We start from the raw sequence: 16,735 nt of genomic DNA, 5'->3' as shown, positions 1-16,735 counted from the left end.
CATGGACCGGCGTGCCCTGTTGACCTTCGCCCCCGCCGCACTGCTGGCGGGCTGTGGCTTTCGCCTGCGCGGTGCGCCGGAATTTGCGTTCGACTCGCTGTTCCTCAATGCTCCCGCAGGCTCGCCGCTGGCGCGTGAACTGCAGCGCACGCTCGAAGCCTCGGGCGGGCGCCTGAAAGTGCTGCGCGAGCCCGCAACCCTGCCCAGCGCGCAGGCCGTGTTCGACCTGCTGGCCGAACAACATGAGCGCGCCGTGGTCGGCCTCACGACCTCGGGCCAGGTGCGTGAGTTGCAGTTGCGTCTGCGCGTGCGCATCCGTTTGCGTGGTGCTGATGGCAGCGAGTGGATTCCCGACACCGAGCTGCTGCAGTCCCGCGACATCAGCTACAGCGAAACGATTGCGCTGGCCAAGGAGGCCGAAGAGGCGCTGCTCTACCGCAACATGCAGACCGACATCGTGCAGCAGATCGTGCGCCGCCTGGCCTCGGTCAGATCGCGCTGAACGCCGCTTCCACGCGGTTGCGCCCGGCCTGCTTGGCACGGTAGAGGGCCGCATCGGCCTCGCGCAGTGTGGCCTCGAACTCGCCCACCGAGCCCAGTGCCAGTCCGGCGCTGAGCGTGGCCCCGGGCTGGGGGGCAGTGTCGGCAAATTGCTGGCGTAGCCGTTCCAGCATCTGCCGCAGGTCGGGGCCGCGGCCCGAGCCCAGTGCTACGACGACAAATTCCTCGCCACCAAGGCGCGCGGCACGGCAGTGCTCCGACCCACAGGCCTGCAGCAGCGTCGCCAGGTGGCGGATCACCTGGTCCCCCATGCCATGGCCATGCAGGTCGTTGATTTGCTTGAAGTGGTCCAGATCGACCATGCCCAGGACCACGGGTTCCTCGGCTGACTGCGATGCCACCCAGTGGCGCAGCCCCTGCCGGTTGAGCAGGCCGGTCAGTGGATCGTGCGTGCGCTGTTGCTCCACCAAGGCCAGCAGGTCGCCCGACAGCACCAGTACCAAACCCACCACGCCACCAATGAGAGACATGCCTGCGGCCAGCACCGACGCAGCATTGACCAGCGTGGGCGTCACGGTGGTCTCGATCTGGCCCAGTGCCGCTGCCACGCCGCGCAAACCCATGAGCACCGCAAACACCATTCCCAGCAAGGCCATCAGGCGCATGCCAGCACGTAGCTGTGGGCGGGCTTCGTCCCAAGCTGTGCGGGCCAGCAGCAGGGCCAAAGCAGCGAGCAGCAGAGACAGCAGACCAATGCGCCAGCGCGCATCAGGCATCCAGACACCAAACCACAGTGCGATGGCCAGACTCGCCAGGCAGCTTGCCGCCAAGGGGCCTGGCCGTACGGGCAGGCCACGCAGTTGACGGGTGCCGCCCAGCACCAGGGCCACGCCGCTCACCATGCACACCACCGCTAGCACCAGCCCCATCACAGGCAGCAGCCAGCTTTGCAGCATGTTCAGTGCAAAGCCCGCCGAAGCCAGCAGCAGGCCGAAAGCAGCGGGCTGCATGCCCGGCAGACGGCGGCCCAAGGCTCGGTGGGTGATCAACAGCACCAGTGCCAGTAGTGCAGCCGACAGCGACAGCGTGATGCCCATGCCCCGGGGGTCGAGAAAAGCCCAGGCGGTGGGCATCATGGTGTGCCCTCCGGTGCTTCGGTGCACTCCACACGGTTGCGGCCCAGGGTCTTGGCACGGTAGAGCGCACCATCGGCCTGGCTCCACAGCGCTGCAAAGTCAATACCCGGTGTGGCCAGGGCCACCCCCAGGCTGGCAGTGATGGGCAGGCCTGCACCCTGTGCAGCCAGGCGCTCCAGGTCGCAGCGAAGGCGCTCGGCCACGGCCTGCGCTGCGCTGGGGTGCAAGCCTTGCAGCAGTACAGCAAATTCTTCACCGCCCATACGCACTGCCAGGTCGCCCTCGCGCAGGTGGCGGCGCAACACTTCACCCACAAAGGCCAGCACCCGGTCCCCGGCGGCATGGCCATGCTGGTCGTTGACCTCTTTGAAGTGGTCCACGTCCACAGCCACCAGGGCCCACCCGGCCAGAGACAGCGGCAGGCGCGAGGCCAGCGCGTGGCGGTTGAGCACGCCAGTCAGCGGATCGCGCTCCGCTTCGAGGCGCAGGTCTTCGATCACCAGCAATTGGTGCACCAGCAGCAGCCCGGTCTGAATGGCTACAAAGGACATGGCGCCCACCAGGTACACCACCATATTGAAAGGCGTGCCCAGCGCGTACACCGGCTGGATCAGGCCCTGCAAGGCCCATACGGCCCGCACCACCATCAGCAAGGACAGCAGCAGCGCTGCGATGGCGACGAAGGCCAACCCCACCCCAATACCGCGCTGGCGCAGCGGCCACAGGGCCCGTCCCAGGCCTGCCATGAGCCACACCACCACTGCCGTGAATACCACGACCCGGTAGGGAAGGTGGGGGTACCACACCCCCCACCACAACGAGGTGCCCGCGAGGCACAGGGCTGGGATGGCCCACCACCACCGCTGCGAAGGACGGCCAGCCAGGCGGTGCGTGCCGTCGATCAGCAGGCCCACGCCGACCGCCATCAACGGGTTGCCCACGACGAGTGCCCAGTGCGACGCCACCAAGCCCTGCGACACATTCAACAGGGCAGCGGCCGACGCACACACCGAGCCTGCTGCCCACCACCGCAGCGCAGGGGCATAACGCGAGCGCGATGCCAGCCAGCCCGCCAAAGCGGCCAGCGTCAGCGAGGCCATGAAGGCCGCCATGGTGATGGCGCGAGGTTCCGGCAAAACCCGACTCCCGTTGCTGGCGATGGTCACCAGTATAGAAGTCGCCAAAGGCTTTGGGTGGCAGAAAATCGAGGCGCTACCGCCGCATCAGCGTGCTCTTGCCAAACAGCGACTCCACCAGGTCCACGGCCAGCAGGGCCGTCTTGTTGCGCACGTCCAGCGCGGGGTTGAGTTCGACGATGTCCAGCGACGCCAGGCAGCCGCTGTCGGCGATCATCTCCATGCACAGCTGCGCCTCGCGGTAGGTCGGCCCGCCGGGCACGGTGGTGCCCACGCCGGGGGCGATGTCGGGGTCGAGGAAGTCCACGTCGAAGCTCACGTGCAGGTGGGTGTGCTCGTCCAGGCCGTCGAGCGCCTGCAGCATGGTCTGGCGCATGCCCACCTCGTCGATGAAGCGCATGTCGAACACCTCCAGCCCCTGTTCGTGCACGAAGCGCTTTTCGCCTGCGTCCACGCTGCGGATGCCGATCTGGCGGATCTGCTGCGGCCGCAGCGCAGGGGCACCGTCGGGCATGCCTGCGAGCTGCGTGAGTGCCTCGGGCCCGAAGCCGCAGAGGCAGGCCACGGGCATGCCGTGCACGTTGCCGCTGGGCGTGAGCGTGCTGGTGTTGAAGTCGGCATGCGCGTCGAGCCAGAGCACGCGCAGCTGCTTGCCCGCCTCCGCGCAGTGGCGCGCCACGGCGCTGATGCTGCCCAGGCCCAGGCTGTGGTCGCCGCCGAGCAGGATGGGCAGGCGGCCCTGGCGCAGTTCGCCCCGCACGGCGTCGAACACGGCGCGGTTCCATTCCACCACCTGGGGCAGGTGGCGGTAGCCGTCCACGGGCGGCAGCCAGGGGTTGGCCGGGCCGGCGAGGTTGCCCCGGTCTGCCACCTGCAGGCCCCGGCCTTCGAGCGCCGCCTGCAGCCCGGCCACACGCAGGGCCTCGGGGCCCATGGAGGCGCCGCGCGCGCCCGCGCCGATGTCGGTGGGGGCGCCGATCAGGCTGACGGCGGGGGCGGGGCGGTTCGGGGTCATGCGGTTTGTGGCTCCGGTTGCAGGGCGGTGCGGGCCTGGGGCGCGGGGGTGTGCAACAGGCCGAACAGGTCCTTGGGGTCGTTCATCTGCGGCACCAGGTCGATGGGTGTGCCCAGGTGCGGGTATTGTTGCAGCAGCGCGTGCAGCGTGCGCAGGGCGGAGAAGTCCTCCAGCGCGAAGCCCACGGAGTCGAACACCGTCACCTCCTGCGCCGTGCGGCGGCCCGGGGCCTGGCCGCGCAGCACCTGGGCGAATTCGGTCACCGCGAAGCCGGCGGGCATCTGCTGGATCTCGCCCTCGATGCGCGACTGCGGCTCGAACTCCACCACCACGCGCGCGTCGGCGCGGCGCAGGATGTCGGCGTGCAGCTCGGTCTTGCCCGGGCAGTCGCCGCCCACCGCATTGAGGTGCATGCCCGCCTCGATCATCTCCGGCAGCAGGATGGTGGCGTTGCGCTTGTCGGCCGTGGCCGTGGTCACGATGTCGCAGCCGCGCACCGCCTCGGCTGCGCTGGCACAGCGTTCCACCGTCAGGCCTGGCAGCGCCAGGCGCGCCAGGTTGCGTTCCAGCTTGAGGCTGGCGCCCGGGTCGGTGTCGAACAGGCGCAGCGCGCGGATGCCCAGCAGGTGGTAAAAGGCCAGCGCCTGGAACTCGCTCTGCGCGCCGTTGCCGATCAGCGCCATGCGGCGGCTGTCGGGCCGGGCCAGGTGCCGAGCGGCCAGCACCGACATGGCGGCCGTGCGCAGCGCGGTGGTGAGCGTCAGCTCGGACACCAGCAGCGGGTAGCCCGTGTCCACATCGGCCAGCACGCCGAAGGCGGTGACGGTGAGCAGCCCCTCGGCCGTGTTCTTGGGGTGGCCGTTGACGTACTTGAAGCAGTACAGCCGCCCGTCGCTGGTGGGCATGAGTTCGATCACGCCCACGGGCGAATGGATGGCGTGCCGCGCCGACTTGTCGAACTGCTCCCAGCGGCGGTAATCGCTGTCCATGGCGTCCACCAGTTGCTGCAGGAAGCGGGGAAAACCCACCTGCCGCACCAGTTCGCGCACGCTGTTCACGCCGAGGTAATTCACCATGACCATCTCCTTGACTTGTGTTCTGGGAAGAATTCTCCGCAGGGGCACGGCCAAAGAAAAGTGAGAAACCTGCGCAGTTAATGCAGCTTGCAGAGCAAATCGCCAAGCAAAAATGGCGTTATGCGCAAATGCTGGGTTTGGATGGGCGCGGCGATACACTGCCGGGCATGCAAGTCGCCCTGGCCCAACTCTCTTCGCACCTGCAACGCGGCCTCGCCCCGCTGTATGTGCTGCACGGCGACGAACCCCTGCTGCAGCAGGAGGCGGCCGACGCCATCCGCGCCGCGGCGCGCGCCCAGGGCTACACCGAACGCAGCAGCTTCACCGTGGCGGGCGCGCATTTCGACTGGAGCGTGGTGCTGGCGGCGGGCGGCAGTCTGAGCCTGTTCGCCGACCGGCAGATCATCGAGATCCGCATCCCCTCGGGCAAGCCCGGCAAGGACGGCAGCGTGGCGCTGCAGCAGGTGGCGGAAAGCGCGCGCGGCAACGTCAGCACGCTCACGCTGGTGCAGCTGCCGCGCCTGGACAAGGCCACCAAGACCGGCGGCTGGTTCACCGCCCTGGAAGGCGCGGGCGTGGCCGTGCAGATCGACCCCATCGAGCGCGCCCAGCTCCCGCAGTGGATCGCTCAGCGCCTGGCCGCGCAGGGCCAGCGCGTGGCGGCGGGCGAGGAGGGGCAACGGACGCTGCAGTTCTTCGCCGACCGCGTGGAGGGCAACCTGCTGGCCGCGCACCAGGAGATCCAGAAACTGGGCCTGCTGCACCCGCCGGGCGAGCTATCGTGGGCGCAGGTCGAGGCCGCCGTGCTCAACGTGGCGCGCTACGACGTGTTCAAGCTCTCCGAGGCCGTGCTCGGCGGCCAGGTGCTGCGCGTGCAACGCATGCTCGACGGCCTGGAGGCCGAGGGCGAAGCGCCCGTGCTGGTGCACTGGGCGCTGTCCGAGGACATCCGCGCCTTGAAGCGCGTGAAGGACGCCATGAACGCCGGCAAGCCCCTGCCCATGGCGCTGCGCGAGAACCGCGTCTGGGGCGTGAAGGAGCGGCTGTACGAGCGCATCCTGCCGCGCGCGAACGACGCGCAGCTCGCGCGCCTGCTGCAGGCGGCGCACCAGGTGGACGGCATCGTCAAGGGCCTGAAGGTGGCCGACTGGCCCGCCCAGCCCTGGCAGGCGTTGCAGCGGCTGGCGCTGCAGCTCGCGCGCCTGGGCATGGCGGCGCGCTGAGTGCGAGAAATTTTAAGAAAAATTGGCCTCTAGCGCCCGTGCAATAAGCGCAACTAGCTATTAAAACAATAGCAATCAAGCGCCGGGCAACGCACTGCGCGCCTTGTCCACCCAGGCTTGCAGGTGGTCCAGCAGGCTGGAGCGGCTGAAGGAGCAGCTTTCCTCGGTGAACAGCGCGCTGGCTTCCAACCGGTCGATCAGGTTCAGCAGCACCTCGCCATAGCGGGGTGGCAGGGCGGCCAGCAGGGCTTGCTGGGCACGCGCCGTGTCGCCCAGGGCGGTGGCGCTCAGGTCGCCCTGGCCGTGGGCCGCCAGGGCGGATTGCAAGGTGGCGAGCTGGGTGGCGGGGTGGTCTGGCATGTCGGGTCTCCTGGCTGGCGGCGATTACAGCGCAGCCCGGCGCCCGGTGCACAACTGCGGCAAAATCCCCCCATGAACGCGCTCAACGTGGCTGAAACCACGCACACCCTCGGTTTACAGGCAAAAACGGCCTCCGCGCTGATGGCCAAAGCGCCAGCAGCTATCAAAAACAAAGCGCTGCGGGCGCTGGCACGCCTGCTGCGCGAGCAGACTGCGGCGCTGCAGGTGGACAACGCGCGCGACCTGGAGCGCGCCCGCGCCGCCGGTTTGGCCGAGCCCATGGTGGATCGGCTCAAGCTGACCCCCCAGGTGCTGGAAACCTGTGCCCAGGGCTGCGAGCAGCTCGCCGCCATGCCCGATGTGATCGGCGAGATCATCGGCCTGCAGCAGCAGCCCAGCGGCATCCGCGTGGGGCGCATGCGCGTGCCGATCGGCGTGTTCGGCATGATCTTCGAGAGCCGGCCGAACGTGACCATCGAGGCCGCCAGCCTGTCCATCAAGAGCGGCAACGCCTGCATCCTGCGCGGCGGTTCCGAGGCCATCGACTCCAACAAGGCGCTGGCAAAGCTTGTGCAGCAGGCCTTGGCTGAAGCTGGTTTGCCGCAAGATGCCGTGCAACTGGTGCAAACCACCGACCGCGAGGCCGTGGGCCACCTGATCGCCATGCCCGAATATGTGGACGTGATCATCCCGCGCGGCGGCAAGGGCCTGATCGAGCGCATCAGCCGCGAGGCCAAGGTGCCCGTCATCAAGCACCTGGACGGCAACTGCCACACCTATGTGGACGACCCCTGCGACCTGGAACTGGCGCTCAAGGTCACCGAGAACGCCAAGACACAGAAGTACAGCCCCTGCAACGCCACCGAAAGCCTGCTGGTGGCGCGCGGCGTGGCGGGCGCTTTCCTGCCACGTATGGGCGCGGTGTTCGCGGCCAAGGGCGTGGAAATGCGGGTGTGCCCCGAAAGCAAGGCCCTGCTGGCAGCGCTGCCGGGCGCGAAAGTGCAGGACGCCACGGAACAGGATTGGAGCGAGGAATACCTCGCGCCCATCATCAGCGTCAAGGTGGTGGCGGGGCTGGACGAGGCCATCGCCCACATCAACCGCTATTCCAGCCACCACACCGAGGCCATCCTCACCACGAACCATGTGCACGCCCAACACTTCCTGCGCGAGGTCGATTCGAGCAGCGTGATGGTGAACGCCAGCACGCGTTTCGCCGACGGCTTCGAGTACGGCCTGGGCGCCGAGATCGGCATCAGCACCGACAAGTTCCACGCGCGCGGCCCGGTGGGCATCGAGGGGCTCACTTCGCTCAAGTGGGTGGTGCTGGGCGAGGGTGAAGTGCGCCACTGACGGCTCGGCGCTACACACAGGCCTGCCTGCATTGACGCCGGGCAGGCCGCAGTCGATCATTCCATTGTGAAAATCATCATCATCGGCGCTGGGCGGGTGGGCGAAAGCGTGGCGGACAGCCTGGTGTCCGAACACAACGACATCACCGTCATCGACACCAGTGCGGCGCGCCTGCGCGACCTGGAATCCCGTTTTGACCTGCGTGGCGTGGTGGGCAGCGGCATCGATCCGGCGGTGCTCGCCGAAGCCGGTGCGCGGGACACCGATTTGCTCATTGCCTGTGCGGCCGAGGATGAAACCAACCTCGTGTGCTGCAAGGTGGCGCAGCGGCTGTACGGCATACCCACCCGCATCGCCCGCGTGCGCACCTCCGGGTTTGTCGATCAGGACCTGCTGCTGGGCCCCGATGGCTTTGCGGTGGACCGGATCATCTGTCCCGAAGAGTCGCTCACGCGCTACATCGTGCGCCTGGTCGAATACCCCGAGGCCATGCAGGTGCGCGATTTTGCCGGGGGGCGTGCCAGTCTGGTGTCGGTGCGTGCACGTGCGGGGGCTCCGCTGGTGAGCCACAGCATCGGCGAGCTGCGCCAGATTCTTCCCGGTGTGGACATGCGCCTGGTGGCCATTTACCGGCGCTTTCAGGATGAGCCCGATCGCTTCATTGCCTGCGACGGCTCCACCCGGGTGGAGCCGGGCGACGAAGTGTTCGTGCTCGCCGCCAGCGAACACATTGCCCAGGTGCTGACCGCGCTGCACCGGCGCCAGGGCCAGCCCGAGAGGCCCGTGCGCCGCATCATGATTGCCGGAGGCGAGGAGGTGGGCCTGCGGCTGGCCCGCCAGCTCGCACGCGAGAAGGGGCGCTTTCACCTCAAGGTCATCGAAGAGCTGCCTGAGCGCTGCGTGGCCCTGGCGTCGGAACTGCCTTCGGAGGTGCTGGTGTTGCAGGGCGACACCACCGATGAAGACCTGCTGGCAGGCGAAAGCGTGGAAGAGACCGACCTGTTTCTGGCATTGACTGAGGACGATGAGGACAACATCATGTCCTGCCTGCTGGCCAAGCGCATGGGCGCACGCCGCGTGTTGGCGCTCATCAACCGGCGCAGCTATGCCGACCTGATGCATGGCACGCAGATCGACATTGCGCTCTCGCCCGCGCAGGCCATGCTGGGTGAGCTGCTGGCCCATGTGCGCCAGGGCGACGTGCAGGCCGTGCACAGCCTGCGCCGCGGAGTGGCCGAGGCACTCGAGATCGTGGCGCGCGGTGACCGCAAGAGCTCGCGCGTGGTGGGGCGCAAGGTGAGTGAGCTGTCCTTGCCGCCCGAGGTGCACATGGGGCTGATCGTGCGTGGTCTGCCCGTGCCTGGCGAGGAAATGACCGAGGCTGTCGAGCCGCAGGTCATCATCCCGCACAGCACCACGGTGATCGAGACCAACGACCATGTGGTGTTCTTCGTGCCGCACAAGCGGCTGGTGCGCGAGGTGGAAAAGCTCTTCCGCGTCAGCGCCATGTTCTTCTAGCGCACTGCGCCGCCACCCATGCTGGATCTGCTTCCCGTTCTGCGCGTGCTGGGCATTCTGCTCATGGTGTTTGCGCTGACCATGGGGCTGCCCTTGGGTGTGTCCTGGGTGCAGGGCGATGGTGTCTGGCGCGTGTACCCTGTGTCCATGGCAGTGACCATGGGGGTGGGGCTTGCGCTGTGGGTCGGGCTGCGGCGTCATCAGCGAGAGCTGCTGCCGCGCCACGGCGTGATGCTGGTCACGCTGGTATGGGTGCTGCTGCCGCTGTGCGCCGTGCTGCCGCTGATGCTGGCCTTGCACCAGGTGGGGCGTCCGGTCTCGTTCACGCATGCGTATTTCGAGGCGGTTTCGGGCTTGACCACCACCGGCTCCACCGTGCTCAGTGGGCTCGACAGCCTGCCCGTATCGGTCAACGTGTGGCGCACCTTCCTGCAGTGGGTGGGGGGCATGGGCATTCTGATCCTGGCGGTGGCGGTGCTGCCGCTGCTGGGGGTGGGCGGCAGCCAGTTGTTCCGAGCCGAGGCCGCAGGCCCGGTCAAGGACACCAAGCTGACCCCGCGCATGACGGAAACCGCCAAGGGGCTGTGGGGCGTGTATGCCTTTTTTTCAGTGGCATGCGCGCTGGCCTATTGGTGGGGAGGCATGCGCCCGCTGGATGCACTCATGCACATGTTCACTACCGTGAGCCTGGGGGGGCTGTCTTCGTACGACGCAAGTTTCGGCCACTTCCAGTCGCCGCTGCTGGAAGCCATCGCGGTGCTCTTCATGCTGGTGGCCAGCTGCAACTTTGCCCTGTATTTTGTGGCGGTGCGCAAGCGTTCCACGGCGGGTCTGTGGCGTGACCCGGAGCTGCGCGCCACCCTGGGCGTGCTGGTGGGCAGCGGCCTGTTGGTGTCGGTGCTGTTGTGGGCCAAGGGCACCTATGCCCCTCTGGATGCCTTGCGCTACGGGGTGTTCAATGTGGTGTCCGTGGCCACCACCACCGGCTATGCCACGGCTGACTACCTGGTGTGGCCGGTGTTTGCGCCCGTCAGCATGCTGCTGCTGTCGGGGGTGGCGACCAGCGCAGGGTCCACGGGGTGCGGGATCAAGATGGTGCGGGTGCTCATCCTCCTCAAACAGGCGCGGCGCGAGATGACACGCCTGGTGCACACGCGCGCCGTGCAGCCCGTGCGCTTGGGAGATACGGTGGTGGAGCACACGGTGATTTTCTCGGTCCTGGCCTTCATGCTGGTGTACGGGGGTACCGTGATTGGCCTGAGCATGGTGCTGCTGTTGACCGACCTGGACCCTGTTACCGCCTTTACGGCCGTGCTGGCCAGCGTCCACTGCACGGGGCCAGGCCTGGGGGCTGTGGGGCCGTCCTCCAACTTTGCGGTGTTGACCGACTTTCAGGTCTGGGTCTGTACGTTGGCCATGCTGCTGGGGCGTTTGGAGTTTCTCAGCGTGATGGCGCTGCTGGCCCCTTCGTTCTGGCGGCGCTGAGGCCGCAGTCATCGCAGCGCCCAGGGCTGCCATGCGGCGCCCCTACAATGGGCCGCACCCGACCCAAACGCACAGCCATGGTTCCGCACCTCATCACGGCCCTCACAGGGCCCATCAACGAGCTTGAACAGCGCATCATCGATTCCATGCCCGCCACGGAGCGATGGTTCCGGCTGGAATGGATGGAGCACACGCCACCGTTCTATACCTCGGTGGATATCCGCAACGCGGGCTTCAAGCTGGCGCCGGTGGATACCAACCTGTTCCCCGGTGGCTGGAACAACCTCACGCCCGAGATGCTGCCGTTGGCGGTGCAGGCGGCCATGGCGGCGATTGAAAAGATCTGCCCCGAGGCGCGCAACCTGCTGATCATTCCCGAGAACCACACGCGCAACAGCTATTACCTGAGCAACCTGGTGCAGTTGCAGCGCATCTTCAACATGGCGGGCCTGAACGTGCGCATCGGCTCGGTCAGCCCCGAGATCAAGAAGGACACCGTGGTGGAACTGCCCACGGGCGAAACCATCACGCTGGAGCCCGTGGTGCGCACGCGCAGGCGCCTGGGACTCAAGAATTTTGACCCCTGCACCATCCTGCTGAACAACGACCTGTCGGCGGGGGCGCCTGGCATCCTTGAAGACATCCATGAGCAGTACCTGCTGCCGCCGCTGCACGCAGGCTGGACGGTGCGGCGCAAGAGCCAGCACTTCCGCAACTACGAAGAAGTGGCCAAGCGCTTTGGCAAGCTGCTGGGCATTGACCCCTGGCTGATCAATCCGCTGTACGGCAAATGTGCCGGGGTGGACTTTGCGGCCGAGACGGGCCTGGAGGAGTTGCAGACGCAGGTGGATGCGCTGCTGACCAAGGTACGCCGCAAGTACAAGGAATACGGCATCCACGAGAAGCCCTTTGCCGTGGTCAAGGCCGACAACGGCACCTATGGCATGGGCGTCATGACCGTGCACGACGCCAAGGAACTGCAGGCGCTCAACCGCCGCACGCGCAACAAGATGGCGGTGGTCAAGGATGGGCAACCCGTGCACGATCTCATCATCCAGGAGGGCGTGCTCACGCAGGAGCGCATGAACGACGCCGTGGCCGAGCCCGTGGTGTACATGATGGACCGCTACGTGGTAGGCGGTTTTTACCGCATCCATGCCGAGCGGGGCGTGGACGAAAACCTCAACGCGCCCGGCGCGGGCTTTGTGCCCCTGGCCTTTGCGCATGGCGCACAGTTGCCCCAGTTGGGCGCACGCCCTGGCGCGAGCGCGCCCAACCGCTTCTACATGTATGGCGTGATCGCACGCCTGGCCATGTTGGCGGCCAGCTATGAGCTGGAAGCCACCAATCCGGACGCCGAAACCTACGACTGATCGGTCGATATTCGCTGTCGTTGTTGCATTGCAACAAGTTGTGTGATTTTTCTGCGGGCGGGCTTTCGGGCCTCTGCGCGCAGGCGCAGAATTCGCCTTCCCAAGACCACAGAACCCGTGTGGCGGGCCATGGCCCACCGCGCGGGGCATTGCAGTGAGCACCACCAAGTCCTCCACGGCTGCGTTGACCCTGGCAGCCATCGGCGTCGTCTATGGCGATATCGGCACGAGCGTGTTGTATGCCGTGAAAGAGGTTTTTGGCTCCGGCCACGTTCCCTTCACCCAGGCCAACGTGTACGGCATCCTGTCCATCCTTTTTTGGACGCTGACGGTCATTGTCTCGCTCAAGTACGTGGTGCTGGTGCTGCGCGCCGACAACCATGGCGAGGGGGGGCTGGTGGCCATGCTGGCACTGGCGTCCCAGTCGGTGAAAGACAGGCCCCAGTTGCGCGCAGGCCTGCTTGCGGCGGGAATTTTCGGCACCTCGCTGTTCTATGGCGACGGCGTCATCACGCCGGCGATTTCGGTGCTGTCGGCGGTGGAGGGGCTGGAGGTGGTGTCGCCGCACTTCAAGCGGTTTGTGCTTCCACTGACCTTGCTGGTCTTGTTCTGCCTGTTTGTCGTGCAGAAACGGGGCACGGCCGGTATCGGCCGATTCTTTGGCCCCATCACGCTGGTGTGGATGCTCTCGATTGCCCTGCTGGGGGTCGCGCAGATCGTGCACCACCCGGAGATTCTGGCCGCGCTCAGCCCGCACTACGCCCTGGGCTTTCTGTGGAGCCAGCCGGGCACCAGCTTCATCATCCTGGGGGCCGTGGTGCTGTGCGTGACGGGCGCCGAAGCGTTGTACGCAGACCTGGGACATTTCGGCAAGCGGCCCATCCGTATCGCGTGGTTCACGGTGGTCATGCCTGCGCTGGTGCTCAATTATTTTGGCCAGGGGGCGCTGCTGCTGGCTGAACCCGAGGCGGTCAAGAATCCCTTCTTCATGATGGCCCCGGACTGGGCCTTGCTGCCGCTGGTGGGCCTGGCCACCCTGGCCACGGTGATCGCCTCACAGGCGCTCATCACCGGGGCGTTCAGTGTCACCAAGCAGGTCATCCAGCTCGGCTATCTGCCGCGCCTGAACATCCTGCACACCAGCGTGCATGACAAGGGCCAGATCTACATTCCGTTCGTCAACTGGGGGCTGTTCGTGGCCATCGTGCTGGCGGTAGGTATGTTCCGCTCCTCGAGCAATCTGGCGGCAGCCTACGGCATTGCGGTCACGCTGGACATGCTCATCACCACGGTGCTGACTTTCTTTGTGTTGCGTTACGGCTGGCGCTATCCCCTGGTGTTGTGCGTGGCGTCCACAGGCTGCTTTTTTGTCATTGACCTGGCCTTCTTCAGCTCCAATCTGCTCAAGCTGTTCCAGGGGGGATGGTTTCCGCTGCTCATTGGCGGTGCGGTGTTCACGCTGATGATGACCTGGAAGCGGGGGCGCCAGTTGCTCAACGACAAGCTGCGGTCCGATGCCATCGATTTGCGCTCTTTTTTGGATGCGGTGTTTGTGAGCCCCCCTACCCGGGTGGAGGGCACGGCGGTGTTTCTCAGTGCCGAACAGGGAGTGGTGCCCAATGCGCTGCTGCACAACCTCAAGCACAACAAGGTGCTGCATGCGCAGAACCTGTTCGTCACCGTGTGCAACCATGAGGAGCCTTGGGTGGGCCTGGACCGCCGTCTGCAGATCGAGGCCTTGGGGCACGACTGCTGGCAGGTCACCATCCACTACGGCTTCAAGAACGATCCGGACGTGCCGCGCGCGTTGCAACTGTTGCGTGGGCATGGTTGCGCCGTCGAGCCCATGACGACCAGCTACTTTCTTTCGCGCGATACGGTCATCCCCTCGTTTGGTGGCGGCATGGCGCCCTGGCGCGAGAAGCTGTTTGCCCAGATGCACCGCAACGCCAGTGCGGCGGCAGACTTCTTGCATCTGCCCAACAATGCGGTGGTGGAGTTGGGCTCCAAGATCGAGCTGTGATGGGTTGGGTGCACAGAGGGGGTAATGCTGGGAAAATAAATTTGGCCAAATTGGCCTTTTGCGCCCGTCAATAAAGCGCAATTAGCTATGAAAACAGTAGCGGCCTTGCAAAGCCTGTGCACGGAGCCTGGCAATGCCAGAATCGGCACATGCAGTTTTTCAAAGACCTGAGCCTTTCTGCCGTGACGGCAGGCTTCGTGGCTGTGCTGGTGGGCTTCACCAGCTCCGTCGCCCTCGTCTTCCAGGCAGCGCAGGCCTTTCAGGCCACGCCAGCGCAGATCACTTCATGGATGTGGGCGCTCGGGCTGGGCATGGGCCTGTGTACCTTGCTGCCATCGCTGTGGCTGCGCAAGCCGGTCATGGTCGCCTGGTCCACGCCGGGAGCGGCCGTGCTGGCTACGGCCGGGCTGGCAGGCGGATTCAGCATGGCCGAGGCGGTGGGGGCCTTCATGGTCTGCGCGGCGCTGATCACGGTGGCGGGAGCCACGCGCTGGTTCGAGCGCGCCATGAGCCGCATTCCCATGGAAATCGCCTCGGCGCTGCTGGCCGGAGTGCTGGCGCGTTTTGGGCTGCAGGCCTTTGCGGCAGCCCAGACGGCCTTGCCGTTGGTGTTGCTGATGCTGGGGTGCTACCTGGTGGCGCGGCGCTTTGCACCGCGCTATGCCGTGGTGCTGACGTTGGCGGCGGCCATTGTGTATGCGGCCCTGGGTGGGCAGATGGAATGGTCGGCGGTCTCTTTTGAACTGGCCATGCCGCAATGGGTGGCGCCCCAGTTCAGTTGGAGTGCCATCGTCAGCCTGGCGCTTCCGTTGTTTGTGGTGACCATGGCGTCACAGAACCTGCCCGGTGTGGCGGTCATGCGTGCCACGGGGTACCAGATGCCGGTCTCCGCGCTGGTCACCATGACGGGTCTGGCCACCCTGGTGTTGGCACCGTTTGGCGCGTTTGCGCTTAACTTCAGTGCCATCACGGCCGCCATCTGCATGGGGCCGGAGGCCCACGAAGACCCGAACCGCCGCTACACCGCCGCCGCGTCCTGTGGTGCGTTCTATATTGCCATCGGCATCTTTGGTGCGGTGGTCACAGGCTTGCTCACGGCTTTCCCCAAGGAATTGGTGGTGGCCATCGCCGGTTTGGCGCTGCTGGGCACCATTGGCAATGGTCTGGCGACCGCCTTGCGCGACGAACCCCACCGCGAAGCGGCGCTGATCACTTTCCTGGTCACGCTCAGTGGCGTGGTGATTGGCGGAGTGGGCTCGGCGTTCTGGGGCGTGGTGGCCGGCAGTGTGGCGCTGTTTGTGCAACAGTACGCCAGACGAAACGCGCCGCGCAAGCACTGAGCGCGATGGCCTGCACATCGGTGCAGGCGCCTATTCATATTGGACATCCACCATGCAACTGTTGTTCATCGCCGATCCGCTGGAATCCTTCAAGACCTACAAGGACACCACCTTTGCCATGATGCGCGAGGCCCAGCGCCGTGGCCACACCATCAGCGCCTGCGTGCCGCAGGACATCATGTGGCAGAGGGGTGCGCCGGTGCAGGCCCATGTGCTGGACATTGAACTCACCGGCGACGCCAATGATTGGTTCCGTGTGCGCCAGCAGCGCGCGGCGCCGCTGGCGGACTTCGGTGCAGTGCTCATGCGCAAGGACCCGCCCTTTGACAGCGAATATTTCTACGCCACCCACCTGCTGGAGCAGGCGGAACGCGACGGCGCACGGGTCTTCAACAAGCCGCGCGCCCTGCGTGACCACCCGGAAAAGCTGGCGATCATGGAGTTTCCGCAGTTCATCGGCCCCACGCTGGTGACGCGCGACGCGCGCGACATCCAGCGCTTTCACGCCGAGCACCGCGACATCATCCTCAAACCGCTCGATGGCATGGGTGGCATGGGCATCTTCCGTGTGGGGCCGGACGGGCTCAACCTGGGCAGCATCACAGAGACACTCAACCGCGGAGGCGCCCAAAGTCTTATGGTGCAGAAGTTTCTGCCCGAAATCGCCCTGGGGGACAAAAGGGTGCTCATCATTGGTGGGCAACCTGTGCCTTACTGCCTTGCACGCATACCGCAGGGCTCTGAAGTACGTGGCAACCTTGCTGCAGGTGGCAAAGGAGTGGCACAGGCGCTGTCCGAGCGCGACTGGGAAATCGCCAAGGCGCTCGGTCCCATCTTGAGCCAACGCGGTCTGTTGCTGGCCGGGGTGGACGTGATTGGGGATTGCGTCACCGAGATCAACGTCACCAGCCCCACCTGTTTCCAGGAAATCCAGCAGCAAACCGGATTCGATGTGGCGGCCATGTTTGTCGATGCGCTGGAGGCCAGCTGCACGAAAACGCATTAATGTCGGTCCGCAAGGGAAAACCCGTATTGGCTGTGATACACTAGCGGGCTTCGCTGCTTGGATCTGACCGTTTTGTTGGATTTGGGCGGTGGGGCAAAAAAGTTCCTTGTGACTTGAAAGTTGGTTAAAAACCGATGTACAATGCAAGGCTTCGCTGAACAGAAGGTTGCTGCTTGCGGTGGTTCTGGTT

At 65.9% G+C, this 16,735-nt stretch carries 14 protein-coding genes; 9 read left to right on the top strand and 5 right to left on the bottom strand.

Features of this window, described 5'->3' with window-relative positions; all coding sequences use genetic code 11:
* The first annotated feature begins 1 nt into the window (after position 1).
* Positions 2–502, top strand: coding sequence for an LPS-assembly lipoprotein LptE (locus MJ602_RS00070; protein ID WP_243018913.1), 501 nt, complete (start codon positions 2–4; stop codon positions 500–502).
* On the opposite strand, the gene MJ602_RS00065 is transcribed toward MJ602_RS00070, so the two are convergent.
* The 4 genes from MJ602_RS00065 to MJ602_RS00050 form a co-directional block, all read right to left on the bottom strand.
* Positions 489–1,637: a GGDEF domain-containing protein gene (locus tag MJ602_RS00065; RefSeq protein WP_243018912.1), complete on the bottom strand. Its 1,149-nt coding sequence runs from the start codon at positions 1,635–1,637 to the stop codon at positions 489–491. The genes MJ602_RS00070 and MJ602_RS00065 overlap by 14 nt on opposite strands.
* A complete protein-coding gene (locus tag MJ602_RS00060) occupies positions 1,634–2,773 on the bottom strand; it encodes a GGDEF domain-containing protein (RefSeq protein ID WP_162014881.1) in 1,140 nt (379 codons plus the stop codon). Before MJ602_RS00060 ends, MJ602_RS00065 begins: the two co-directional genes overlap by 4 nt.
* A 76-nt stretch (positions 2,774–2,849) precedes the next feature.
* Entirely contained in the window at positions 2,850–3,788 is a 939-nt protein-coding gene (gene rocF / locus MJ602_RS00055) for an arginase (protein ID WP_243018911.1), read from the bottom strand.
* Positions 3,785–4,864, bottom strand: coding sequence for an ornithine cyclodeaminase (locus MJ602_RS00050; protein ID WP_243018910.1), 1,080 nt, complete (start codon positions 4,862–4,864; stop codon positions 3,785–3,787). Before MJ602_RS00050 ends, rocF begins: the two co-directional genes overlap by 4 nt.
* A gap of 167 nt (positions 4,865–5,031) precedes the next feature.
* Between MJ602_RS00050 and holA the strand changes: the two genes are divergently transcribed.
* A complete protein-coding gene (gene holA, locus MJ602_RS00045) occupies positions 5,032–6,087 on the top strand; it encodes a DNA polymerase III subunit delta (RefSeq protein WP_243018909.1) in 1,056 nt (351 codons plus the stop codon).
* A gap of 75 nt (positions 6,088–6,162) precedes the next feature.
* Here holA and MJ602_RS00040 read toward each other — a convergent pair whose 3' ends face one another.
* Positions 6,163–6,447: a hypothetical protein gene (locus tag MJ602_RS00040; RefSeq protein WP_243018908.1), complete on the bottom strand. Its 285-nt coding sequence runs from the start codon at positions 6,445–6,447 to the stop codon at positions 6,163–6,165.
* A 72-nt stretch (positions 6,448–6,519) separates the two neighbouring features.
* On the opposite strand from MJ602_RS00040, the gene MJ602_RS00035 reads away from it, so the two are divergent.
* The 7 genes from MJ602_RS00035 (at position 6,520) to gshB (ending at position 16,545) form a co-directional block, all read left to right on the top strand.
* Positions 6,520–7,800, top strand: a complete 1,281-nt coding sequence (locus MJ602_RS00035) for a glutamate-5-semialdehyde dehydrogenase (RefSeq protein WP_243018906.1) — start codon at positions 6,520–6,522, stop codon at positions 7,798–7,800.
* Between the two features lie 66 nt (positions 7,801–7,866).
* Positions 7,867–9,318, top strand: coding sequence for a Trk system potassium transporter TrkA (gene trkA / locus MJ602_RS00030; protein ID WP_162014887.1), 1,452 nt, complete (start codon positions 7,867–7,869; stop codon positions 9,316–9,318).
* 18 nt (positions 9,319–9,336) lie between these two features.
* Entirely contained in the window at positions 9,337–10,803 is a 1,467-nt protein-coding gene (locus MJ602_RS00025) for a TrkH family potassium uptake protein (protein WP_243018904.1), read from the top strand.
* Positions 10,804–10,880: 77 nt separating this feature from the next.
* Positions 10,881–12,176, top strand: a complete 1,296-nt coding sequence (gene gshA / locus MJ602_RS00020) for a glutamate--cysteine ligase (RefSeq protein ID WP_162014889.1) — start codon at positions 10,881–10,883, stop codon at positions 12,174–12,176.
* Between the two features lie 154 nt (positions 12,177–12,330).
* Positions 12,331–14,199 (top strand): potassium transporter Kup, encoded by a 1,869-nt coding sequence (locus MJ602_RS00015; protein ID WP_243018902.1) that lies wholly within the window; start codon positions 12,331–12,333, stop codon positions 14,197–14,199.
* Positions 14,200–14,348: 149 nt separating this feature from the next.
* A complete protein-coding gene (locus MJ602_RS00010) occupies positions 14,349–15,539 on the top strand; it encodes a benzoate/H(+) symporter BenE family transporter (protein WP_243018900.1) in 1,191 nt (396 codons plus the stop codon).
* 52 nt (positions 15,540–15,591) lie between these two features.
* A complete protein-coding gene (gene gshB, locus MJ602_RS00005; RefSeq protein ID WP_243018898.1) occupies positions 15,592–16,545 on the top strand; it encodes a glutathione synthase in 954 nt (317 codons plus the stop codon).
* Positions 16,546–16,735 lie beyond the last annotated feature (190 nt).

Origin of the sequence: Simplicispira sedimenti, assembly GCF_022760965.1 — a bacterium.
GTDB classification, from domain to species: Bacteria; Pseudomonadota; Gammaproteobacteria; order Burkholderiales; family Burkholderiaceae_C; genus Simplicispira; species Simplicispira sedimenti.
Note: the sequence above shows the minus strand (reverse complement) of the source record. Positions and strands in the feature narration are given on the sequence as shown.